Source organism: Pseudomonas sp. NPDC087615 (assembly GCF_044743445.1).
GTDB classification, from domain to species: domain Bacteria; phylum Pseudomonadota; class Gammaproteobacteria; order Pseudomonadales; family Pseudomonadaceae; genus Aquipseudomonas; species Aquipseudomonas baetica_A.
The window spans coordinates 53236-76609 of record NZ_JBIUWM010000007.1 but is presented as its reverse complement, the minus strand read 5'-3'; the positions used below and the strand labels follow the sequence as shown (position 1 = coordinate 76609).

Annotated in this window: 14 protein-coding genes and 1 pseudogene; 6 read left to right on the top strand and 9 right to left on the bottom strand. The window is 56.7% G+C overall.

Translation table 11 applies throughout. The annotated features are described in order from the left end of the window. Positions 1 to 2: 2 nt before the first annotated feature. Both ACIOU6_RS05905 and ACIOU6_RS05900 read left to right on the top strand, forming a co-directional pair. Positions 3 to 8672 (top strand): DUF637 domain-containing protein, encoded by an 8670-nt coding sequence (locus ACIOU6_RS05905; protein ID WP_401134594.1) that lies wholly within the window; start codon positions 3 to 5, stop codon positions 8670 to 8672. Continuing rightward, a complete protein-coding gene (locus ACIOU6_RS05900) occupies positions 8672 to 9271 on the top strand; it encodes a hypothetical protein (protein WP_221732718.1) in 600 nt (199 codons plus the stop codon). The genes ACIOU6_RS05905 and ACIOU6_RS05900 overlap by 1 nt, the downstream gene beginning before the upstream one ends. 314 nt (positions 9272 to 9585) lie before the next feature. Here ACIOU6_RS05900 and ACIOU6_RS05895 read toward each other — a convergent pair. Beyond that, positions 9586 to 10778 (bottom strand): annotated as a pseudogene (locus ACIOU6_RS05895) (IS4 family transposase). Between the two features lie 754 nt (positions 10779 to 11532). Here ACIOU6_RS05895 and ACIOU6_RS05890 point away from each other — a divergent pair. After that, on the top strand, positions 11533 to 11787 hold the full coding sequence (locus tag ACIOU6_RS05890; RefSeq protein ID WP_401134593.1) for a hypothetical protein: 255 nt from the start codon (positions 11533 to 11535) through the stop codon (positions 11785 to 11787). Between the two features lie 127 nt (positions 11788 to 11914). Here ACIOU6_RS05890 and ACIOU6_RS05885 read toward each other — a convergent pair whose 3' ends face one another. Beyond that, complete coding sequence (locus ACIOU6_RS05885; RefSeq protein ID WP_401134591.1) at positions 11915 to 12958, bottom strand: LLM class flavin-dependent oxidoreductase; 1044 nt, start codon at positions 12956 to 12958, stop codon at positions 11915 to 11917. 153 nt (positions 12959 to 13111) lie between these two features. Next, on the bottom strand, positions 13112 to 13597 hold the full coding sequence (locus tag ACIOU6_RS05880; RefSeq protein ID WP_401134589.1) for a flavin reductase family protein: 486 nt from the start codon (positions 13595 to 13597) through the stop codon (positions 13112 to 13114). Between the two features lie 324 nt (positions 13598 to 13921). Between ACIOU6_RS05880 and ACIOU6_RS05875 the strand changes: the two genes are divergently transcribed. Both ACIOU6_RS05875 and ACIOU6_RS05870 read left to right on the top strand, forming a co-directional pair. Then, positions 13922 to 15334, top strand: a complete 1413-nt coding sequence (locus ACIOU6_RS05875; RefSeq protein WP_401134587.1) for a purine-cytosine permease family protein — start codon at positions 13922 to 13924, stop codon at positions 15332 to 15334. Between the two features lie 250 nt (positions 15335 to 15584). Then, positions 15585 to 16685 (top strand): polyamine ABC transporter substrate-binding protein, encoded by a 1101-nt coding sequence (locus ACIOU6_RS05870; protein WP_401134584.1) that lies wholly within the window; start codon positions 15585 to 15587, stop codon positions 16683 to 16685. 41 nt (positions 16686 to 16726) lie between these two features. On the opposite strand, the gene ACIOU6_RS05865 is transcribed toward ACIOU6_RS05870, so the two are convergent. Together ACIOU6_RS05865 and ACIOU6_RS05860 are read right to left on the bottom strand one after the other, a co-directional pair. Next, positions 16727 to 17707, bottom strand: coding sequence for a TerC family protein (locus tag ACIOU6_RS05865; RefSeq protein WP_401134581.1), 981 nt, complete (start codon positions 17705 to 17707; stop codon positions 16727 to 16729). 172 nt (positions 17708 to 17879) lie between these two features. After that, entirely contained in the window at positions 17880 to 18668 is a 789-nt protein-coding gene (locus ACIOU6_RS05860; RefSeq protein ID WP_221733453.1) for a helix-turn-helix domain-containing protein, read from the bottom strand. Between the two features lie 84 nt (positions 18669 to 18752). On the opposite strand from ACIOU6_RS05860, the gene ACIOU6_RS05855 reads away from it, so the two are divergent. Beyond that, positions 18753 to 19751, top strand: a complete 999-nt coding sequence (locus ACIOU6_RS05855) for a bile acid:sodium symporter family protein (protein ID WP_401134578.1) — start codon at positions 18753 to 18755, stop codon at positions 19749 to 19751. 7 nt (positions 19752 to 19758) lie between these two features. Here the strand turns inward: ACIOU6_RS05855 and ACIOU6_RS05850 are convergent, their stop codons facing one another. The 4 genes from ACIOU6_RS05850 to ACIOU6_RS05835 all read right to left on the bottom strand — a co-directional run bounded on the left by ACIOU6_RS05850 (position 19759) and on the right by ACIOU6_RS05835 (position 23090). After that, the gene (locus ACIOU6_RS05850) at positions 19759 to 21111 is read right to left on the bottom strand and encodes an ATP-binding protein (protein ID WP_221733451.1); all 1353 of its coding nucleotides are present in this window, start codon (positions 21109 to 21111) and stop codon (positions 19759 to 19761) included. Beyond that, entirely contained in the window at positions 21087 to 21752 is a 666-nt protein-coding gene (locus ACIOU6_RS05845) for a response regulator transcription factor (protein WP_221733450.1), read from the bottom strand. The genes ACIOU6_RS05850 and ACIOU6_RS05845 overlap by 25 nt, the downstream gene beginning before the upstream one ends. A 107-nt stretch (positions 21753 to 21859) precedes the next feature. Beyond that, entirely contained in the window at positions 21860 to 22297 is a 438-nt protein-coding gene (locus ACIOU6_RS05840) for a hypothetical protein (protein WP_221733449.1), read from the bottom strand. A 28-nt stretch (positions 22298 to 22325) separates the two neighbouring features. Continuing rightward, on the bottom strand, positions 22326 to 23090 hold the full coding sequence (locus tag ACIOU6_RS05835; RefSeq protein ID WP_401134573.1) for a hypothetical protein: 765 nt from the start codon (positions 23088 to 23090) through the stop codon (positions 22326 to 22328). Positions 23091 to 23374: the final 284 nt, after the last annotated feature.

Sequence of the window (23374 nt, the reverse complement as noted above, 5' to 3'; positions counted from 1 at the left end):
ACATGGACATCCGTCAATTGGCCTACCTGGCCGGTCAGCCTTCTGCTGCCGTAAAACACCACGAACGCTTTCTGGGCATGCCCAAGCGCGGCCTCGCGTTCCTGTTGGCAAACGTCATGTTCTGGCAACCGATCTGGGCGCAGGCGGATGGGATCGTAGTCAACGCGCCTGGCACAACCCTTGATCGTGCCGGCAACGGCGTGCCCATCGTCAATATCGCCGCGCCCAATGCGACGGGGCTGTCGCACAACCAGTTTCATGATTACAACGTCGGTGCTGAAGGCGTCATCCTCAACAACGCCACGGCGCGCACACAACTGACGCAAATGGGCGGCATCATTCTAGGCAACCCGAATTTGCGTGGGGCTGCCGCACAAACCATCCTCAACGAAGTCAACGGTGGCAGCCCGAGTCAACTGCGCGGTTACACCGAAGTGGCAGGGCAGTCGGCGCGTGTCATCGTCGCCAACCCTTACGGCATCAGCTGCAACGGCTGTGGGTTCATCAACACGCCGCGGGTGACCCTGACCACCGGCAAACCGGTGCTTGATAACGGTCGACTGGATCGTTTTCAGGTGGATCAGGGCAGTGTGTCCATCGACGGCACCGGTCTGGATGCGAGCAACGTCGACAGCTTTGAAATCATCACCCGCAGTGCGCGGATCAATGCGCAGATTCATGCCAAACGCCTGAACATCACCACCGGCCGCAATGACGTCAATGCCGACACTCTCAACGCCACCGCGCGGGCTGACGATGGCAGCGCCAAGCCGCAACTGGCCATCGACTCTTCTGCGCTCGGTGGCATGTATGCCGGAGCGATCAAACTGGTGGGCACGGAGCAGGGTGTAGGTGTGAAGCTGGCGGGCGATCTTGCCGCCAGCGCCGGTGACATCCAGATCGATGCCAACGGTCAGTTGAGCATGGCCAAAGTCACTGCCAGCAGTGCCATTGATATCAAGTCCAAAGGTCTTGATGCCCAAGGGCCGGTTTATGCTGGAACGCAACTGGCGGTGCAGACCGCTGAACAACTGGTCAACCGCCAAAGCCTTGTCGCCCGCGATTCTGTGCGCCTGAGCAGCGGCGGCAAACTGACCAACAGTGGTGTGATCGAAGCCGGGGTGAACGCCGACAACACTCGCAATACCACAGGTGATCTGACCGTCAATGGTGCTGCGGTGACCAACACTGGCAGCCTGTTGGCCAGTCGTTCCCTGAGCGCTGCGGCCACCGGTGTATTGGATAACCAGAATGGCATCGTCCAGGCGAAAAACGTCACGGTGAGCGCTGCCCGGCTGGTCAATCAGGGCGTCAACGCGCGTATTTATGGTGAAACCCGTCTGGCACTCAGCGCGCCGGCCATCGTCAATCTCAAGGGCCTGATCCGCTTTGCCGATGGTCAGGCTGCGACGCTGTCGGTCGACAGCCTCGACAACCGTCTGGGCCGTATCGAAATCGCTGGCGGCAGTCTCAAGCTCAATGCCTGGGATGTGCAGAACGCTGACGGCAAAATCGTTGCCGGACGCCTGGATATCGATGCCCGGCAAGTTGACAACACCCGTGGCCTGATCGGCGCCAGTCAGAGTGATGCCAAGGTTGTCGGCCGAGAGCGGCTGGACAACGCACAAGGCAAAATCCAGGCGAAAACCACGCTGGCGGTGTCCGGCGGCGAATTGCTCAACCACGGCGGAACGCTCGCGGCTGACCGGATTCTGGTCACTGCCGCACGACTGGATAACAGCGAAAAAGGTGTCGTCAGTGCTGAAAACGGTGCTGCCGAGCTGACACTGGAGCAGGATCTGGATAACCACGACGGCAAAATTCAGGCATCGGGTCGCCTGACCGTCGCGGCTCAGAGCATCAATAATCGTAATGCCAGCCTGATCGGCCAAACCCTCGAAGTGAACAGTCGCGGCACACTCGACAATACCCAAGGCACCCTTTCGTCCGATGACAGCGTGGTCACCAGCGAAGACCTGGACAACAGTCAGGGGCTGATTCAGGGCAATGATCGCCTGAACGTTACCGCTCGCGATTTGCAGAACTCGGCCGGCAAATTGCTGGGCGGCGTAGTTGACGCGCAACTGGCCAACCTCACCGGCAACAACGACGGCACCCTCAGCGCGCAAAGCGGCAAGCTTACGCTGATGGTCCAGCAGCACCTGAACAACGCGTTGGGTCGGTTGCAAGCCAGCCAGGGTGATGTGGCTATTCATGCCGCTTCGCTCGATAACCGTGGCGGTGTCGTCGCCGCACAGCAATTGCTGGTGATGGCTGAAAACGGCCACGTCGACAACCGTGGCGGGCGCATGATCAGTGATGGTCTGGACCTGCACGCGGCCAGCCTCGATAACAGCGATAACGGTCTGTTGGCAGCAGGTGTTGACGGTGCGCGGTTGATCCTCAAACGAGCTGCTCCTGGCCAGTCGCAACTGCTCAACGTCAAAGGCCGGATCCAGAGCGATGCCGACCTGCACATCGAAAGTGATGCCGTCGACAACAGCGCCGGCGTCCTGCTTGGCCAAGCCATCGACGTGACTGCCACGCAACTGAACAACAATGACAAGGGTGGCATTGTCGGCAACGGCGGTGATGTCGCACTGAAAATCAGTGGTGTCTTCAGCAACGTCACTGGCGTGGTCGATGCCGCTGAACAGCGTCTGCTGCTCGATCAGCTCACCGAGCTGGATAACCGTGGCGGCACCCTGCGCGGCAAGCGACTGGACATCACCAGCATCTCGGTCAACAACAACGCTGCCGGCCAGATCATCGCGGGCAGTGATGGCCTGAAAATTACCGGCAAAACCCTGCTGAACCAGCAAGGCGTGATCTTCGCCAATGGCAGTCATGCCGAACTGACTCTGGGTAGCGGAACCCTTCAGAACCAGGGCGGCACGCTGCAAGCCTCCACATTGGAGATCACCAGCGCCGACCTCGATAACAGCGCGGTTAACGGCAAGGCCGGATTGATCTCCAGCCTGTTGGGTGATCTGAAATTGACCGTCACTCGCCTGACCAACCGGGCCGGCAAGATGTTCGCCAAGGATCAGTTGGTATTCGTTGGCGACAGTCTGGACAACACCGGCGGCGAGATCAGCGGCAATCGATTGGCGCTCGAAGCGGTCAGCCAGATTCTCAACCAGGGTGGCCTGATCGAATCGGCGACCCATCTGCAACTCGCCAGCGGCCAGTTGAACAACAGTGCCGGCGGCCAGATTCGCGCACTCGGCGGCGCCTCCAGTCAGATCAAACTGACCGGCAACCTGAACAACCAGAGCGGCGTTATAGAGATCGGCAGCCAGGATCTGACACTCGCCGGCGGCCAACTCAATAACCTCAGCGGCAGCGTGCGTCACGCCGCGCAGGGTGTCTTCGATCTGGATCTGAGCAATCTGACCGGCACCCAGGGCAGCCTCACCGGACTGGGCAAAGGCGTGTGGGATGTCGGTTCGGTCAATGGTGTCGGCACCTGGCAACTCAACGGCGGCCTGACCTACACCAGCGCTCAGGATCTGAACCTCAATGCCAGTGACCGCATCGCCAGTGCTTCGGCAATGAGCCTTCAAGTCGCCAACCTGACCAACGCCGGACAACTGCTCAGCGACGGCGATCTGACGCTGACCCTGACGGGCAATCTGCTCAACAGTGGTCGGGTATCGGCGCAAAAGAAGCTCACCATCAGCGCCAACGACTTGATTCAACAGGACGGGCGACTGGTCAGCGGGGGCGATACCGCACTGACCCTGCGCGGCACGCTCGACAACCTCGGTCGTCTGATCGCCAACCAGAACCTCACGGTGACGGCAGCACGCATCAACAACAAAGGCACCCTCGGTGCTCAAGGCAATCTTGAGTTCACCGCTGCCAACGGCATCTACAACGACGCCGACACCCTGCTGTTCAGCGGCGGCACGATGAAGCTGCACGGCAACAGCCTCAACAATTTCTACGGTGACATCTACAGCCGCGGCAACCTGAGCTTCGACGCTGTGGGCGGCGGTCGTGCCGCGTTGTTCAGCAACCTGTCGGGCACCGTCGAAGGTGAGGGTGATATCGACATCAATGCTGTCTCGGTGGAAAACGCCAAGGCAGAATTCGAGATGACCTCGGGGCAATCATCTGGCAGCTTGAGCTGGGTGTGCGGCCAGCATTGCGGTGGCCATGACGGCTGGAAACGCGGCTATATCACCATTACCACTGACTTCAACGATCAAGTCCTCAAGGACTCGCGCGCGGCACGATTCGTCGCCGGAAAAAACTTCAACATCCACGCCAATCAAGTGGAAAACCGCTATAGCCTGCTGGCGGCCAACGGCGACCTGACGGTGACTGCCGACAGCCTGTTGAATCAGGGCGCGGTCTCGCGCTCGGGCCATCGGGTGGTGCAGATCGGCACGCCGGGACACATCGATAACAGCCTCTGGGATCAGATGGAGTTCATGGACATCCCGGCGTTCAATGCCGCCACAGCGGCAGGCAATTTCGACGAGGCACGTTTCGAAGAATTGGTCAGTCGCTCCAGCGACTCCCGATTCGCTCAGACCAGCGACGTCACCACCTGGAATGAAAACGGCAACAACGTCTACTCGGCGGTGCTTCAGGCTGGTGGCAAAGTCAAACTGGATGTCACCAACAGCATTCAGAACGGTACGCTGTACGAAAACACCTATGGGCAACTGACCGGGTCATTGTCCAGCGATCAGACCTCCATGGTCGGTGGTATCAACATCAATCTGGGTAAGCACAGCACTGACGCCAGCACCCAGGCAGCGAAAAATGTAACCCGCATCGAACGTGTCGATGCCGACGGCGTGAAGCAGATCAGCTTCGTCCCGGTCGACTTTAAGGGTGTACCTTTTGCGGCGGTCGATCCGACGGCTTCCTCGACGTTCCGTCTGCCGAAAGGCCCATATGGCATGTTCGTGCAGAGCACGAATCCGCAGAGCCGTTACCTGATCGAAACCAACCCGGAGCTCACCCAGACCGCGGCGTTCATGAGTTCCGACTACCTGCTCGGCAAACTCAACTTCAGCACAGATGAAGCAGCTCGTCGCCTCGGCGACGGTCGCTACGAATCGCGCTTGATCAGCGACGCGGTCATGGCCCAGACCGGCCAGCGTTTCCTCGCTGGCGGCCTGGAAAACGACTACGAGCAATTCCGTTATCTGATGGATAACGCGCTCGCCAGCAAGAACGAACTGAACCTGTCGGTCGGCGTCAGCCTGACCTCCGCGCAGGTTGCCGCACTGACCCACGACATCGTCTGGATGGAAGAACGCATCGTCGACGGCCAGAAAGTGCTGGTGCCGGTGCTCTATCTTGCACAGGCCGAATCGCGCAACGTGCGCGGCGGCAGCCTGATTCAGGGCCGCGATCTGGAACTGCTCGCCGGCAATGACCTGGTCAACGTCGGAACCTTGAGCGCCAGCAAAGACGTCTCCGTCGACGTCAAGGGCAGCCTCTATCAGGGCGGTCTGGTCGAAGCCAATGAGCGCATCACGCTCATGGCCACCGACAGCATTCGCAATGCCTTGGCCGGCGAGATTCGCGGCAATCAGGTCAGCCTCACCAGCCTCATGGGCGACATCGTCAACGATCGAACCGCTGTCGCTGTGCGTGACGGCAACGGGATGCGCACGCTGGTCGATGACGGCGGCAACATCACCGCGCGCGACAGTCTGACCATCAAGTCCGGCCAGGATCTGGTCAACTCGTCATCCATCAGCAGCGGCGGCGACGCCAGCCTGAGCGCAGCCCGCGACATCAACCTGCTGGCGACGCGCAACGAAAACGAACTGCACGAAGTGTTCAATGGCGGCCATCGGTCGGTCGTCACCACCACCGTGGAAAACCTTGCGTCGACGGTGAAAAGCGGCGGCAATCTGAAGCTCGATGCCGGCCGCGACATCAACGTCGTCGCCAGCACCGCCGAAGCCAAAGGTAACCTCAACGTTGACGCCAAGCGCGACATTTACATGTCCTCGGCCGGCGACGAAAACAATGTCGAAACCCATAGCAAGGATGGCAAGAAACGCGTCCACGAAGAAGACAACCACACCGTCCAGAAAGCCGCCGAGTTCATCGCGGGCGGCGACGTGAAAACCAGTTCCGGACGCGACACCACGCTGGTCGCAAGCAAGATCAGCGCAGGCAATGAAGCCTACGTCTACGCCGGCAATGATTTGAACCTGCTGGCCGCGCAGAACAAGGACTACACCCTCTATGACATGAAAGAGAAGGGCGGCTTCGGCAGCCTGAAACTCAAGCGCGACGAAGTCACCCAGGTCACCCACGTGGGTAGCGAGATCAAGACCGGTGGCAACCTTTCGCTCGTCAGCAAGGGTGACCAGCTCTATCAAGTGGCCAAGCTCGACAGCGGCAAGGACATCGTTCTCGACAGCGGCGGCTCCATCACCTTTGAAGGGGTGAAGGATCTGCATGATGAGAGCCATACCAAGACCAACAACAGTGCCGCGTGGGTCTCCTCTAAAGGCCGTGGTAATACCGACGAAACCTTGCGCCAGACCCAAATGATTGCCAAGGGCAACATCGTGATCAAGGCCGTAGATGGCCTGAAAATCGACATCAAGGATGTAAACCAGCAATCCGTCAGCCAGACCATCGACACCATGGTCAAGGCCGATCCGCAGTTGGCGTGGTTGAAAGACGCCGAGGCGCGGGGGGATGTTGATTGGCAGCTCGTTAAAGAGATTCACGAATCCTTCAAGTACGAGAATTCGGGTCTTGGTCCGGCATCGCAGATGATCATCGCGATCGCATTGGCAGCTGTAATGGGGCCAATGATGGCTGGGATGAACACTATGTTGCAGGCGGTCGCTGTGACTGGTGCAACGAAGTTAACAGTCAGCACCATTGATAACCGAGGTAGTTTGGGAGCAGTACTCAAAGATGTGACCTCGAAAGATGCCATCAAGAGTTATCTCGTAGCCGCTGTGACAGCGGGTGTTACTCAAGGGCTGAAGTTCGATGCAGGTGCAGTGGGCCTAGACCCGAAAAGTCTGCAAACCATCGCAATCAAAATCAGCGCCGATGCAGTGATCAAAACCGCAGTCTACGGCGGAAGTTTCCAGGACAATCTGTTGAACTCAGCGGCGGGAACAGCTGCGAGTATTGGTGGGGCAATCGGTGCTGGAAAAATTGGCGATCTGGATCTTGCTGATGGCAGTCTTGCGAAGATCGCGCTTCACGCAGGTTTGGGTGGCTTGCTGGCCGAAGCCATGGGTGGCGACTTCCGTACCGGGGCAATAGCAGGGGGCGCTAACGAGGTGTTGATTGGCCTGTTGGGTGAGCAACTTCTACCGTCCAATTATGCAAAGGGGTCTGCAGAATATATTCAGGCTCAAGCCAATATTCTAGCAATCTCACAAATCGTAGGTGTCTTGGGGGCCACCTTATCAGGGGGGGATATCGGTACTGCCGCGACAGTCGCAGCAAACGCTACACAGTACAATTTTCTTGGTGAACATGCCGAAGCCAAGCGCGACCGTGCACGGGAAATTTTCAAAGAAACAGGGAGTCTTGATTCAGCCAGACAATTAGTAACGCTCGAAGGTGCTGATCAGCGCGCTGACAATTTACTTGCGAAATATCGACTGGATAAAACGTCACTGACAACCTCGGAACTGTCCGAGCTAAATGCATACCTTAATGTTTACGCAGCTGACATGGCGATTCGGCATGGCAAGGATTTCGCTGACAAATTGGTTTTGAAACTGCTTGCCAATGGCCCGGACAATGGTGGGATTTATCCGTTTGCAGGTACGAGCGACGCCAAAAATGCTTATGCGGATGCGCTACGCAGCCAGCTTGGGGGATGGTTCGAGCAACTGTATTGGACAAGACCTCAGAGTGAGAACGAACTGGTTTACAAGGATGCACAAGGATTCTTGCGTATCAACAATGAGCAACAGGGGCTATCCAATTTAGGCAATCCGGCGATTTACGGGTTGACTGGCTCACTGGGAGCGGGCATTCGTCTGGCCGCTGCGGCGGACGGCGTATTGCAGATCGGGTTTGGCACGAATCAGGCACTCAACGGCGATCTCTGGAATGCGGCTGGAAATATTGTTACGGGCGCCTTGGGGGTTGCTGGGGCGGGGCTACCAGGTACAAAGCTGCCTGGTACACCTACAGCAGGGTTGATTTCCGAAACCGGTCAATACTCAAGACTTACAGATGAAACGGTCGGTCTATTTGATCGAACGGTGCTTCATGTTCCTGCGAATGACAAATTTTATGAGCGTGCAACGCAGGAATTATTGGATGCTATCAATGCAATCCCTAGTAACACCCAAGCTTCAAAAGTGGCAACTATGATCAGTGCTTATGATCCTGTGTCTGGAAAAATAGCGGTAGGGAGCAGTAACGGTAATATTAGTGCGGACATGCTGGATGCGCGTACCGTTAAATATATAGAGACCCAGCTAGGTGTTAAGGTTGGGGAGATTACAAGCCTATGCCGAAACGCGGCTGGTGCATGTGCTGAAGTCTCTGCGGTTGACAAATTAGTGAGGTTGGGTGTTAATCCGGCTGGCGTGAAGTTTACGAATGCGTTGCGCCCACGTACCGTTAGAGATGAAGGTGGGATCACTAAGAATGCGATTATTGATACCTGCGCAAACTGCAGTGCCACTTGGCCGGAGAAAAAGTGATGTCGCTAAGTAAAAATTGGCAACCTGGTTTCGGAGAGATAATTACGTGGTTCGCCATGGATAAAAATGGAAGGATAGCGGTTATGGTGAATAATTGTTTCGGTAGTCTTCCTTCGGCATTGTTGGCTATTTCGGATCTAGAAGCGAAACTTGATGCGTTAAATGAATTTATGTGGGAGGAGTCTTCAAGTTTTTTGAGTTATCCCGAGAATAAAAAAGGCCAAACGGTATTGGATTTATATTCGTGCCGTCGATACCGGTCTACTCAATCGCGTCAGGAAGTAGAATTTTCAATATCAGAAAGATCGCAGTTTGATAAAAAACTATCTGAATATTCAATTCCGTCAATAAAAGGATTCTACGTTTTTCATGCAGTGGAAGGTGCTACCCCAAGTGAAGATTATCCGATTGGGTATACCGGAAATACTGTGATGGGGGACTATTTTCGTTTTTTAATGCCAACTTTGCATGGGGGAGTTGAGGATTTTCCAGAGGAGCTAAGAGCGATAGTGGCTGTTTCGGATACGTTGGATTTTACCACTGATCAAATTATCGTAAGCGCTTCAATAGATCTGTTTTTTGGGCGGACGTTTAATTGACAGGGCCGGTATCGCTCATGCCTTGTTGAGAGTGAACGATATTTGTAGTGTTGTTATCGATACATTGAAATGAATCCAGTCATAGCGAAAATGGTAATTCATCCGGCACAATATGGCTGGTCAAGTTACCGTGTTAACGCACAATCAGAGCGATCGCACATTGTTACGCCTCATGCTCAGTATTTGGCGCTTGGAGGGCAGGGCGGGTAGCCAGCAGATGCTTACCGCGAACTGTTCAAAAATGACTTAGAATCAGAATTAATTGACCAGATTCGAAGGTAAAGGGGGACAGACCCTGAGGGATCCCCACAAATCTACTCCAGGCTCTGCGCCTGATGATGCACCTCATCGCGCAGAGCTTTCTCCAATTTTTCCCAGTCTCCGCTGCCTCCGAACGCTATGCACCTTCGCCAGTATTCCAGGCCAAGCCGCCACAATGAAAGCACTCGTCGTTCTCTGAGACTGTTGCTTTGATATCGCCGCTCCAAGTTACTTTGGCGAGCCTGAAGCCCCGTTAAAAAGAGCAGGTAATTGGCGAGAGCGGCAATCAACAGCAGTATTTCAATACGATGCAGGCAATGCTGCGATGTAGATTCAGACCCAATCCCAAGTGCTCACTTTTCACATCTCTGAAACCTTCCTCAATTTGCATGCGTCGTTTGTAAACCGCCACGATCTTTGCCGGATTCCACTCGCTCTGAACTAAATTGCTGGCCAGCAACCATGGTTCACGCTCACGTCTTGCGGACTGTCGACTGAGCTTACTCTTGGCAATTGACCCCGTGACGCGTTGGTGTTTGCGGCCCTTGGCACAGTGCCGTACGCAATACAAATCGATGAAGTGTGGGGCGCTTCGTGTCATCTCGACACGGCCAAGTGCCTTGGGTGAGGCGGCGGCCAATGCATACAAATTCTTCACCGGTTGCCAGTCAGTTTGATCGCGACGATAAAGTTCGCGATTCCTTATCCGCGCGACGTAATACCAGCCCTGCGCGGCGACAGCCTTCATCCACGGTCGCCGAAAACCTGCATCGGTGACCAGAATCGGGATGCAGTCAACAGGTAGCAATTCGGCCAGCGTTTTGAGTAGGCGATTTTGATACTTGGGACAGCTCTCGCGCTCATGAACGCTTTCATAAACCGGAAATGAGCGTCCCGCCAGAGGGATCGATGCTCTTAGCAAAAAGGCTGTGCCTGAAGCGTCAATTCGAGACCAGTCGACCAGGATCAAAGGATGCTTCAACGAACCCAGCAATGCCCGAAGCATTACCCAATAGAACAATGGACGCTCTGATCTCAAGTGTTGATTGCCCAGCAACCGATCCACACGCTTGATCGAATGCTTGGGATAAGCACGCCCCGTCATGAAGCGACCAAGAGCGGTCAGTGTCAGTCGACGTCCTTGCAGTAACGAACTGACACAACTCATCAGTGATGTCAGGCGTCGAGAATGGATAGAGGGCAGTGCTTGAGCGAGCGCTCTGTGCAAAAATCGGATGGCTTGCATGGGTTCGGTTTCTTGTATTTGTGTGGTGCAAACCAAGTTGCCGACTCATGCAGTCCTCTTCAATATTCCAACTTCTTGATTTTCTGTAAGAAAAATCGGGGATCCCTCAGGGTCTGTCCCCGTTTTATTTCGAAAAGTGTTTGACTTTTATAAGGAAGCTAGCGGTGCGAAATAAAAATATTATTCTAAGGGGGATTATTTTCTTTAGCGTGATCGGATTTGTTTGGTCCGCGTTTCTTCTGGTATCGTTGGTTGTGGTTTTTTTGCTTATGGCAGTTTTGTATCTGTTTTTTGAACCGGATTTCAACGTGGTATTCAAGTGGCTCGGGCTGCCTCTATCAGTTCTTCTGTCAGTGCGTTGGATCTACAAGAACTTTTATAAAGTAAAAGGCTATGTGGAGGGGTGAGTGTTTGTTTTTCTCTTCTATCAGGGAAAACGAAAGGGGGCATGATCAAGTGATCCATGCTCCGCGTGTCCATAGAACCACAGAAGTATGGGGTTAGCATGAGTCAGCTATCAAAGCTGAACCAAGTTTCCGACACATGCAGATCTCTTCACTAATCCAATATCTTGATTTTCTGTAAGAAAAATCGGGGCCCCCTCAGGGACAGGCCACGTTTAGAAAGCAATCCGAAAACGTGGCCTGTCCCAGTTTTACCGCGGCGGAGATACGCAAGGAAGCTAAAAAGAAAATGACCACACTTAACAAAGGTGTGATCATCTGTGTTCGTGACATTTGTAAGTAGGATACGTATGGATCTCGATGATCAAGTTGAAGAAATTGAAACCAAAGAGGACTTCGCGAATTTCCTTCATGCGTTTCGTGAAACTCTGTTGCGACAACCGGATGAGTGGGAAAATTCGACACTTGAAAGGTTTTTAGACGCGATGGAGGCTTGGGTCAATTCAATGGAAGGTTATGCTCTTAACTCTGGCGACGCTGACGTTCTGCGGCCAAGCTGGAAAACCTTTGCCAAGATCCTATCAGCGGCTAGCGTTTATGAGTGAAGCCAAGAGAGCGACAATGCTTTCGTTCAGATAGCAACTGGTCGACGTGTCGCCAGGAGCCATGGTGAAAAATAAAAACGCCCGAAGAGATTCGGGCGTTTTCATGAATGAGACGTTAGAAGAAATCTCAACGAAACGCCGGCACCACATGCTTGATAAACAACTCCAACGATTTCTTCTTCTCTTCATGCGGCAGGCTGTTATCACACCAGAAACTAAACTCATCCACCCCCAGCTCCTGGTAATACTTGATGCGCGGAATAATCTCTTCCGGCGTACCAATCATCGCCGTCTTGTGCAGACTCTCCAACTCAAACTCCGGACGCCCGGCGAACTTCTCTTCCGGGCTCGGGGCGAGGAAGCCATTGACCGGGGTCTCCTTGTTGCCAAACCACGCATCGAACGTGCGATAGAAACGTGAGATCGCTTTCGCGCCGATTTTCCAGCCGTCCGGATTGTCAGCGGTGTGTACGTGGGTATGGCGCAGCACCATCAATTGCGGGCGCGGTACGTCCGGGTTGTTGTCCAGCGCGGTCTGGAATTTGTTCTTAAGGTCGAGGACTTCTTCGTCGCCCTTCATCAGCGGCGTGACCATGACGTTGCAGCCGTTGGCCACGGCGAAGTTGTGCGAGTCCGGGTCGCGGGCGGCGATCCACATCGGCGGGTTGGGCTTCTGGATTGGTTTCGGCACGCTGGTGGAGGTGGGGAATCTCCAAATGTCGCCGTCGTGGGCGTAGTCGCCTTGCCATAGGGCGCGGACCACCGGGACCATTTCCCGCAGGGCCTGGCCGCCGCTTGATGCGGGCATGCCGCCGGCCATGCGATCGAATTCGACCTGGTAGGCGCCACGGGCCAGGCCGACTTCCATGCGACCGTTGCTGATGACGTCGAGCAACGCGCATTCACCGGCGACGCGCAGCGGGTGCCAGAACGGCGCGATGATGGTGCCGGCGCCGAGGTGGATGGTGGTGGTTTTGGCCGCGAGGTAGGCCAGCAGCGGCATCGGGCTTGGCGAGATGGTGTATTCCATGGCGTGGTGTTCGCCGATCCACACGGTGCTGAAACCGCCGGCCTCGGCCATCAGGGTCAGTTCGGTCAGGTCTTCGAACAGTTGGCGGTGGCTGACGCTTTCGTCCCAGCGTTCCATGTGGATGAACAGGGAAAATTTCATGACGCTTCCTCGGATCTTTTGTTGTTGAGGCTACGTGTGGGAGCGGGCTTGCTCGCGAATGCGGTGGATCAATCGAGATCTCTGGTGGCTGACACATCGCTTTCGGGAGCAAGCCCCCTCCCACAGTGGGTCTGTGTGGGGCTGAAACTTTGCTCAGGCCAGGACGGGCAGGGCACCCATCTTGCCGTGGCAATACACCAGCGGCCCGGTGTGCTGTTCGGGGACGATCAGATTCTTCACCGCGCCGACCATGATGGCGTGGTCGCCGCCTTCGTATTCGCGCCACAGCTCACACTCGATGATAGCTGTCGCGTTGGCCAGGATCGGGTTGCCCAGTTCGCTCAACGTCCATTCGATGCCTTGTGCCTTGTCCTTGCCTTTACGGGCGAACGCGTAGGCTTCGTTTTGCTGACCGCCGGACAGAACGTGAATCGCAAAGCGTTTGTTCTTGATCAGCACGGGATAGGAATCAGAACTGTAATTGGGGCAGAACAGCACCAGCGCCGGGTCCATCGACAGCGAGCTGAAGGCGCTGGCGGTCAGGCCGACAATCTGGCCGTCATCGTCCAGGGTGGTGATAACGGTTACGCCGGACGGGAACGAGCCCATGACTTGTTTGTAGATGGCGGCATCGATCATTGGACAGTCCTCGGGTGGTGTGACGCTGTTTTTATGTATTTGTTGGTCTGATGGTATACCACAAATTAATCTTTGCAAGGGCTTTTAAGCTGAACCGATAAACGTGCCGCGTTCGTCGGAAACTCAACGTTTACGGGCTTCTTAGCTATTTGATCGGCCGCTGTTTCAGCGAGGATGGCGGATCAGATAGCGCCGTAAACTACGGATCAGTCTTGTGAAATAGTTGGAATACCATAATATGGTTTGCATCTGAGGGGCGACCAAAGAGTCCTCCCGGTTTGGCTTCATACAACGATAAGAACAGACAAACTCGAGTTCATGCATATGTCCCAGATGTCCCGGCAAGATCCGTTGATAGAGAATCACACGGTCGACTACGTCCCACTCGCGGAACGCCACGGGAAGGCCCGCGACCTTTTCACCCTTTGGTTCAGCACCAACATTGCGCCACTGCCCATCGTCACCGGCGCCATGGTGGTTCAGGTGTTCCATCTCGATCTGCTCTGGGGGCTGCTGGCGATTGCGCTGGGGCACATGATCGGTGGCGTGGTGATTGCGCTGGCGTCGGCGCAAGGCCCGCGCATGGGCATTCCGCAAATGGTCCAGAGCCGTGGCCAGTTCGGGCGTTACGGTGCGCTGTTGATCGTGTTCTTTGCAGCGATCATCTATATCGGCTTCTTCATTTCCAACATCGTGCTGGCGGGCAAATCCATTGTCGGCATTGCACCATCGGTGCCGGCACCGTTAAGCATTTTGATCGGTGCGCTGGCCGCCACGGCGATTGGCGTGATCGGCTACAACTTCATCCATACGCTCAACCGCATCGGCACCTGGGTGATGGGCAGCGCTTTGCTGGCGGGCTTCATTTACATCTTTGCCCATGACTTACCGGCGGACTTTTTGACTCGCGGCAGTTTCAATCTGTCCGGCTGGCTGGCGACGGTGTCGCTGGGGATTATCTGGCAGATCAGTTTCTCGCCTTACGTGTCCGACTATTCACGTTATCTGCCGGCGGACATCGGCATCGCCAAGCCGTTTTGGGCGACGTATCTGGGCGCAACCCTGGGCACGATTCTGTCGTTCAGCTTCGGCGCGGTGGCGGTGCTGGCAACGCCGGAAGGCACTGAAGCGATGGTCGCGGTGAAGCAGTCCACCGGGTGGCTGGGGCCGATTCTGATGGTGTTGTTCCTGCTCAACATCATCAGCCACAACGCCCTCAATCTGTATGGTGCGGTGCTGTCGATCATCACCTCGATCCAGACCTTCGCCAGCCAATGGACACCGAGCATCAAGGTGCGCGTGGTGCTGTCGAGCGTGATCCTGGCGGGATGCTGCGTGGTCGCACTCGGCGCGTCGGCGGATTTCATTTCCGAGTTCATCGGTTTGATTCTGGCGCTGTTGCTGGTGCTGGTGCCGTGGGCGTCGATCAACCTGATCGACTTTTACCTGATCAAACGCGGTTGCTACGACATCACCTCGATTTTCCGTGCTGACGGTGGCATTTACGGACGCTTCAATCTGCACGCGATCATTGCCTATTTCATCGGCATCGTCGTGCAGTTGCCGTTCGCCAATACTTCACTGTACGTCGGGCCTTACGCCAATCTGGTCGACGGTGCGGATCTGTCGTGGCTGGTTGGTCTGGTGGTGACGATTCCTCTTTATTACTGCCTGGCGACGCGTGGCCAGAGCCAGACCGAACAGAGCAGGGCGGTCAAGTTGGGTTACACCGACTGAGTTGATCCTCGACCTGACGATGCCCGGCAAAACTGCCGGGCATTGTTGTTTCCGCATCCCGGTGGTCATTCAAATTGGCCATATCGATCCCCTTTTGGCCCATCCCCCACTGTGCTCAGGCGCCGCTGTCAGCAAGAATCAATGCCACAACGAGACGCTGAACCTTTATTACCCTTGGCTACCTTTAAAGCCGCTGCCGTGTACAGAACATAAAAACCATCGACTCACGCCGCATTTTGGGGAAACAACCATGGTCACGATGAAACGCATTCTGGGCGCCACCGTGTGTGGGCTGACGCTGTTGGCCAGCACCGTTCAGGCCGAGCAGCGCGAGCTGCGCGTCTATAACTGGGCGGACTACATCCTGCCGTCGGTGCCCAAGGATTTCGCCGCGAAGAGCGGCATCAAAGTGATCTGGGACACCTTCGACACTAACGAATCCCTGGAAGCCAAACTGCTGACCGGCAACTCCGGTTACGACCTGGTGGTGCCGTCGAACCAGTTCCTCGAAACGCAGATCAAGGCTGGGGTGTTTCAGAAACTGGATAAATCGAAACTGCCGAACTGGAGCCACCAGGATCCGGAACTGTTGAAACTGCTGGGCAAGAACGATCCGGGCAACCAGTACGGCGTGCCTTACATGGTCGGCACCGTGCTGATCGGCTTCAACCCGGCCAAGGTCAAGGCTGCATTGGGCGACAACGCGCCGGTGGACAGTTGGGATCTGGTGTTCAAACCGCAGAACATGGAAAAGCTCAAATCCTGCGGCGTGGCGATGCTTGATTCGCCGACGGAAATCCTGCCGCTGGCCCTGCATTACCTGGGCCTCGACCCGAACAGCCAGAACCCCGCCGACTATGAAAAAGCCAAGGAGCTGATGCTCAAGGTTCGCCCTTACGTGACCTACTTCAACTCGGCCAAGTACATGACCGACATCGCCAACGGTGACATCTGCGTGGCCATCGGTTACTCCGGCAGCTTCTACCAGTTCGGCAATCGCGCCAAAGAGGCGAAAAACGGCGTAGTGGTTGACTGGCGCTTGCCAAAGGAAGGCGCGCCGATCTGGTTCGACACCTTCGCCATTCCCAAGAGCGCGAAGAACGTCGCCGAGGCCCACGAATTCCTCAACACTTTGCTGGATCCGAAGGTGATTGCACCGATCAGTGACTTCCTTGGTTACCCGAACGCGAACAAGGATTCGATGGCGCTGATCAACAAGGACATCACCGGCAACCCGAACCTGACGCCGACCAGCGAAGCGCTGAAAACGCTCTACGTGGTTCAGCCATTGCCGCAAAAGCTTGAGCGCGTCCGCACCCGCGTCTGGACCAGTATCAAGTCCGATAAATAACAGCACACAACCCTGTGGGAGCAGCTTGCTCCCACAGGGATTTATAGGGATTGTTTTTCCGGCGTTTTTTCTCTGGTCAGTATCAGGCTCAACAACACTGAGCCCAGAATCACCACACCCACCACCGCCAGCGACCACTCCACCGGCATGTGGAGCCACGGCATCAACGTCATCTTGGCGCCAATGAACACCAGCACAATCGCCAGCCCGTACTTGAGCAGATGAAAGCGCTCAGCCATGTCCGCCAGCAGGAAGTACAGCGCCCGCAGGCCCATGATCGCGAAGATGTTCGAGGTGAACACGATGAACGGGTCGGTGGTGACGGCGAAGATCGCCGGAATGCTGTCGACCGCAAACATCAGGTCGCTCGCTTCGATCAAGACCAGCACCAGAAACATCGGTGTCGCCCAGCGCACGCCGTTTTGCAGCACGAAAAAGCGCTCGCCATGAAAGTCCTTGGTGATCCGCATGTGCCCGCGGACCCAGCGCAGCAAAGGGTTTTTTTCCAGATCCGGTTGTTGCTCGGCGAACACCAGCATCTTGACCCCGGTGATGATCAAAAACACGCCGAAGGCATACAGCAGCCACTCGAACTGCGACACCAGCCACACGCCGGCAAAAATCATCACCGCACGCATCACGATCGCCCCGAGTACGCCGTACAGCAGCACCCGGCGCTGCAACTCCGGCGGCACGGCGAAGTAGCTGAAGATCATCACGAAGATGAACATGTTGTCGATCGACAGCGACTGCTCGATCAGGTAACCGGTGAGGAATTCGAGGGTTTTCTGCCGGGCGATTTCGCCGCCGAACGTGCCGTTCAGGTACCACCAGAGCAACCCCGCGAAACTCAATGCCAACAAGCACCAGGCAATGACCCAGGACAAGGCTTCGCGCACCGAGACGCGATGCGCCTTGCGCCCCCCGAACACAAACAAATCCAGTGCCAGCATGGCAAGTACGAAGACGATGAAGGCGCCCCACATCCAGGGTTCGCCGATATTGATGTTCGTGGCTGGCATGTCGCGCTCCCTGTCTTTGTTGTATGAGCTTTGTTTGAATGAGGGTCAGACGAGGCCATGCTAGCGACGAGTTTGCGCCAAAGAAAAATCGTTTATTTCTGGGGGAGAGTTCGTAAATAACGAAGTGTCGGGTCGCAGCGGCGATCTTCTGGAGTCGCTGGCGGTTCGCTGATTAACGAAAAAACTCCCCTGGCGTTTCGCCGAACTGTTGGCGAAACGCCGCGATAAACGCCGAGGTCGAATCGTAGCCACAGGCCAGCGCGACGTCGGTAACGCGTTCACCTTTCTCCAATGGCGTCAGGGCGCCGAGCAGGCGTAAGCGCTGGCGCCAGGCCCGAAAGGTCAGGCCGGTATCGCGCAGGAACAGGCGTGTCAGGGTCTTTTCGGTGACGCCGAATTTCACGCTCCAGTGGCTTAGTGTGGTTTGCTGTTCCGGATGCTGCTCCAGGCTCTGGTAGATCTGCCGCAAACGGGCGTCCTGAGGCAGCGGCAGCATCAGATCAATCTGGGGTGCCTCGGCCAATTGATCGAGGATCACTTGCGCCAAGCGTCCATGGGCGCCGTTCTGGTCGTATTCCACGGGCACCCGGCTGAACGCGCGGATCAGCTCCCTGAGCAAATCGCTGACGCCCAGCACATGGCAATGCCCAACCGCCCAACCGGCGACACTGCAATCGATGTACAGGCTGCGCATCTCGGTGTGCGGTGAGCTGAATACCCGGTGCGGCACGCCGGCCGGAATCCACACGGCGCGCTCCGGCGGCGCAACGAAACGTCCGGCGCTGGTCTGTACTTCGAGCACGCCCTGAATGGCGTAAGACAGTTGCACCCAAGGGTGGCTGTGGCGCCGGGTCAGCGCACGATTGGGCAGCGATTCGGTGCGCCCGTACAGCGGGCGCGGTAGGCTGGGCAGCCCGGGAATGCTGCGTCGGATGCTCTTTTCGTGTCCTTTAGGCGGCATCTGTGGGCTCTTCGGCGTTAGTCGGTAATTGAGCATCACGTTAGAGTCGTCGGCACGCACTGGCAACCCCCGGATGAATACACCATGACACGCCCACGATTTTTGCCCGACAACTTCACCCTGACGCTGATTGGCGTTGTGCTGCTGGCCAGTTTTCTGCCCGCCAGTGGACAGGTTGCGGTCGGTTTCGGCTGGCTGACCAACATTGCCATCGCGCTGCTGTTTTTCCTCCACGGCGCCAAACTTTCCCGCGAGTCGATCATTGCCGGTGCCGGTCACTGGCGCCTGCATTTGCTGGTGTTCGGCCTGACGTTTGTTCTTTTCCCGCTATTGGGTCTGGCGCTGAAACCGCTGCTGTCGCCGTTGATCGGTGATCATCTCTACATGGGCATGCTTTACCTGTGCGCCTTGCCGGCCACGGTGCAGTCGGCCATTGCCTTCACTTCGCTGGCGCGGGGCAATATTCCAGCGGCGATTTGCAGCGCGGCGGCGTCCAGCCTGTTCGGGATTTTCCTCACGCCGTTGCTGGTGACGTTGTTGCTTGACGTGCAGGGCGACGGCGGTTCGACCCTCGATGCGATCCTGAAAATCAGTGTGCAACTGCTGCTGCCCTTCATTGCCGGGCAGGTCGCACGGCGCTGGATTGGTGCGTGGGTGGGGCGCAACAAAAACTGGCTGAAATTTGTCGATCAAGGCTCGATTCTGCTGGTGGTTTATGGCGCGTTCAGTGAAGCCGTCAACGAAGGTATCTGGCATCAGATCCCAATCGCCGATCTGCTGGGGCTGGTGGTGGTGTGCTGCATCTTGCTGGCGCTGGTACTGGTGGCGTCGACGCTGCTGGGCAAGGCGTTTGGCTTCAGCCAGGAAGACCGCATCACCATTTTGTTCTGCGGCTCGAAAAAGAGCCTGGCCACCGGCGTGCCGATGGCGCAGGTGTTGTTTGCCGGGAGCACCATCGGCGTGCTGATCCTGCCGCTGATGCTGTTCCATCAGATTCAACTGATGGTCTGCGCGGTGTTGGCGCAGCGCTATGCGAAACGGCCAGAGTCGGTGCCGGAATTGATGGCGCAGGTGGACCCGTGAGCAAGCGTCAGCGCGAAGGCGTTGTGAACACGACCGAAACGCATAGGCCGCTTTTCCGGGAGACGTCCGAATAATCCAGTCGAACCAGCGCGCCGGCGCGGGCTGCTATTGCCTTGACGATAGACAGGCCCAGGCCAGAGCCCGGCTCTTCGGTCATCTCACTTCGATAGAACGGCTCGAAGACCTTCGGCCGTTCCGCTTCGACAATGCCAGGCCCTGTGTCCCTGATCTGCACGGTGACGGTTACATCAGTGCGTTCTATCGATAGATCTATGCGTCCTCCTGGGGGCGTGTAGCGGATGGCGTTATCCACGAGGTTTTTCACCAGCGTGAACAGATCCATCTCATGGATGACGACCTTCACGTCTTCAACGCCTTCAACGCCGATATCGATGTGCTTGCGCTCGGCCAGTGGCAGCAGATCCTCCAAGACCTGTCGGTAGACAGCATGGACAGAAACCGCCGTCGGCCGTCTGGTTGAGCCCGATTGCGCACTGGCCAGGGTCAGCAACTGATCAATCAGTTTTCGGCTGCGCTCGATGCCCTCAGACAGCGGCTGCAACCGCTCACGAGCCAGCAGTGACATGTCGGTTGCGCCGAGTCGCTGAGCTTGCAGGGACAGGGCTGTCATGGGTGAACGCAGTTCATGGGCCGCGTCCGCGACGAAGCGGCGCTCGGTGTCCATTGATTGCGCAACGCGTGCGAGCAGTTGATTGATGGCAACCACGAAGGGCCTGATTTCGCTGGGCACGTGCTGCTCGTCAATCGGGTGCAGTGCTTGCTCATCGCGCCGGTTGATCTCGGCCGAGAGGCTTGAGACGGGGCGGAACATTTTGCGCACCAGATCCCCCACGGCCAGTAGCAGCACCGGAAACAGAATCAGAAACGGTAAAAGGCTGCGCCAGGCGCGCTCGCGGGCTTCCTTGTTGCGCACATCGGCTTCCTGGGCGACGACAATGCGCTCGCCGCGTGCGGTGGTACGCACCAGTACACGAAAGTCTTCGCCGGCAATATTCGCCGTCGATAAGCCATCGGTCAGCGTGGTGGGGAAGGGCAGCGGTATCGCCGCGTCATCGCCGGTGATGGCTTTGCTGCTATCGGCCAGGTATTGCACGGTGATTCGCGAATCCTCATCGTCATTGCTCTGCTCGGCAGAGGGATAGTGCAAGGTCATCTGTTGTCGATCAAACAGGATGGCCACCTGACGCAAGCCCTCGTCCTGCATTTCGTGGGCTTCGTCGAGTGCCGAGACGAAAGCGAAAACACCGGCCGCCAATGCCACGATCAAAATGGCCAGCGATAACGTTATCGACAGCCGTAACTGAACCGATTCGCTCAAGCGCCTTTTGAAACCATCCATCCCATACCTCTGACGTTCTTGATGATGTGGTTACCGAGCTTGCGCCGCAGTGCGTGAATCAAAAATTCCACGGCATTGCTTTCCACTTCATTGCCCCAGCCATAGAGCCGGTCTTCGAGTTCGCTGCGTGAAAGAATCGCGCCGGGCCGAATCAACAAGGCTTGCAGCAAGGCAAACTCTCGGTTCGATAGCTGCACGTCGGAATGGTCGGCACTCGACGCTTGTTTTGAGATCAGGTCCAGTGTCACCGCGCCGTTTTCCAGCACTGACTGGGCGCTGCCGCCCTTGCGACGCAGCACCGCGCGCATGCGGGCGAGCATTTCGGCGATGTCGAACGGTTTGAGCAGGTAGTCGTCAGCGCCGCCATCCAGGCCACGCAAGCGGTCATCGAGACTGTCCCGGGCGGTGATGATCACCAGCGGCACTGGATTGTTCCGGGCGCGGATGCTGTCGAGAACATCGAGCCCGTCCTTGCCGGGTAATCCGAGATCGAGCAATACCAGGTCATACGTTTGAGTCTCTAGCGCGGTCAGCGCGGTGAGACCGTTTTTTACCCAATCGGCCGCATAGCTCGCATCGCTCAGGGCCCCCTGAATGGCATCACCAATCATCGGGTCATCTTCGACCAACAATATCCGCATGTCCGGCTCCGAAAAAAAAGCGCGGCGGTCATGACCGCCGCGCTTGTATTGAAGCATCTGCCCCGTTGTTTGTCCGCCGCTGGATCAGCGCGCGGGGCGGCCGCAGGTCATGGCTTGCCTTTCATCGAGTCGAAGGCCTTGAGCAGATCATCCATTGCCGCCTTGCAGTCACTCTGCTTGGGCGTGCCGGCGCGCAAGGCATCCAGTGCCCGGTCGATGGCTTTGTCCAGTACGTGCCAGTCAGCGGCGGCGCGGGGTTTGATGCCCGCTTCGGCGGAGTCCCAGGAGGTCTCCAGATCTTTGATGCGGGTCTTGGCGCCCGGCAGGTCATTTTTATCGACGAGTGCGGCGACATTGGCCGCGATGGTACGGAACTCGGACAGATCACCCAGTTTCGAGCCTGATTGGGTTTGAACACTGCCGGACGTCGAATGGGTTCCCGCATTGAGTTTATCGGCCGGCTTTGAGCAACCTGCGGCGATGCTCAGCAGGCAAATCGATGAAACGATGGCAACGTGGCGAAGCATGTTTTGAACAGTACCCATGACGATTCCTTGATTGGCTTTTAAAACATTACTGAGTGATTGCTTTACGGCTGCCGGCGCTGATTTGCGCGACCGCCACCAGCAGCACAATGACGCAGAGGAAAATGGCACTGGTCCAGGCGGCGCCCATGCCGAGGCCGCCATAGGTTTTGGCCTGGGTGAGCAAGTCGCCCAGAGAGGCACCGAACGGGCGAGTCAGGATGTAGGCAATCCAGAAGGTCAACACAACGTTGGCGCCCAGACGCCAGGCAATGAGGATCGCGGCAATCAGGGTGCCGAAAATCGCGGCGCCGAGGGTGAAGCCCAGGCCCAGCGCTTCAGTGGCCAGGTCGCCCGCCGCCGTACCCAGGGCAAAGGTGCACAGCACGGTCGTCCAGTAAAACCATTCGCGCCGTGGCGTGACGATTTCGCGGATCGACAGGCTGCGCTCTACCCGATACCAAACCCAAAAATTCACGGCTAACAGCACGGAAAAAACCGCGGTGCTGGTGTACAGGCTGATATCCAGCATATCGGTCATGATGTCGGTGATTTGCGTGCCGACGATGCTCACAAGCACCACGGTCAGCCAGTAAATCCAAGGGGTGTAGGCTTTGGTGCGTAATTGCCAGAACAACGCGATGCCGAGCAGGATTGCCATGCCAACACTGGTCCATCCCGCGCCGAAGCCAACATCGACGGCGAGAAAGTCGGCGCCGGTTTCACCCACAGTCGTGGAAAGTATCTTGATCACCCAAAATGACAGCATCACCTCGGGTACTTTGTTCAGCCAGCCGGCCTTAGCGGGATTCATGAGTGAATAACCTCTCCTGAGCAGCGTCGAATGTGCGCTGGAGGAGACGATACGGAACAAGACTTAGCTGGAACTGAGGGCCGTGGAAACGACGCTGTGCCGGGCTCAAATGTGCGGGTGCGACGCTGAACAGAGGGCTCGTCGGAATCGCCCGTGGGGTCGAAGGGCGCATATTGAGGACTGTTGACCGAGGCGGAATAACTGCCCAGTCGCAAAGCTGAAATCAGTCTAAAAACACTCATCCGTGCTCGCGCCGCTTTGCTAGGCTCAAAGGTGTAGGCGAA

What these genes read in the sequence shown, in the direction of transcription:
- ACIOU6_RS05870 (WP_401134584.1), top strand. Translation starts at nt 15,585, where the DNA reads ATGGTCACGATGAAACGCATTCTGGGCGCCACCGTGTGTGGGCTGACG.
- ACIOU6_RS05875 (WP_401134587.1), top strand. Translation starts at nt 13,922, where the DNA reads ATGTCCCAGATGTCCCGGCAAGATCCGTTGATAGAGAATCACACGGTC.
- ACIOU6_RS05845 (WP_221733450.1), bottom strand. Translation starts at nt 21,752, where the DNA reads ATGCGGATATTGTTGGTCGAAGATGACCCGATGATTGGTGATGCCATT.
- ACIOU6_RS05850 (WP_221733451.1), bottom strand. Translation starts at nt 21,111, where the DNA reads ATGGATGGTTTCAAAAGGCGCTTGAGCGAATCGGTTCAGTTACGGCTG.
- ACIOU6_RS05855 (WP_401134578.1), top strand. Translation starts at nt 18,753, where the DNA reads ATGACACGCCCACGATTTTTGCCCGACAACTTCACCCTGACGCTGATT.
- ACIOU6_RS05890 (WP_401134593.1), top strand. Translation starts at nt 11,533, where the DNA reads ATGGATCTCGATGATCAAGTTGAAGAAATTGAAACCAAAGAGGACTTC.
- ACIOU6_RS05900 (WP_221732718.1), top strand. Translation starts at nt 8,672, where the DNA reads ATGTCGCTAAGTAAAAATTGGCAACCTGGTTTCGGAGAGATAATTACG.
- ACIOU6_RS05880 (WP_401134589.1), bottom strand. Translation starts at nt 13,597, where the DNA reads ATGATCGATGCCGCCATCTACAAACAAGTCATGGGCTCGTTCCCGTCC.
- ACIOU6_RS05860 (WP_221733453.1), bottom strand. Translation starts at nt 18,668, where the DNA reads ATGCCGCCTAAAGGACACGAAAAGAGCATCCGACGCAGCATTCCCGGG.
- ACIOU6_RS05885 (WP_401134591.1), bottom strand. Translation starts at nt 12,958, where the DNA reads ATGAAATTTTCCCTGTTCATCCACATGGAACGCTGGGACGAAAGCGTC.
- ACIOU6_RS05865 (WP_401134581.1), bottom strand. Translation starts at nt 17,707, where the DNA reads ATGCCAGCCACGAACATCAATATCGGCGAACCCTGGATGTGGGGCGCC.
- ACIOU6_RS05835 (WP_401134573.1), bottom strand. Translation starts at nt 23,090, where the DNA reads ATGAATCCCGCTAAGGCCGGCTGGCTGAACAAAGTACCCGAGGTGATG.
- ACIOU6_RS05905 (WP_401134594.1), top strand. Translation starts at nt 3, where the DNA reads ATGGACATCCGTCAATTGGCCTACCTGGCCGGTCAGCCTTCTGCTGCC.
- ACIOU6_RS05840 (WP_221733449.1), bottom strand. Translation starts at nt 22,297, where the DNA reads ATGGGTACTGTTCAAAACATGCTTCGCCACGTTGCCATCGTTTCATCG.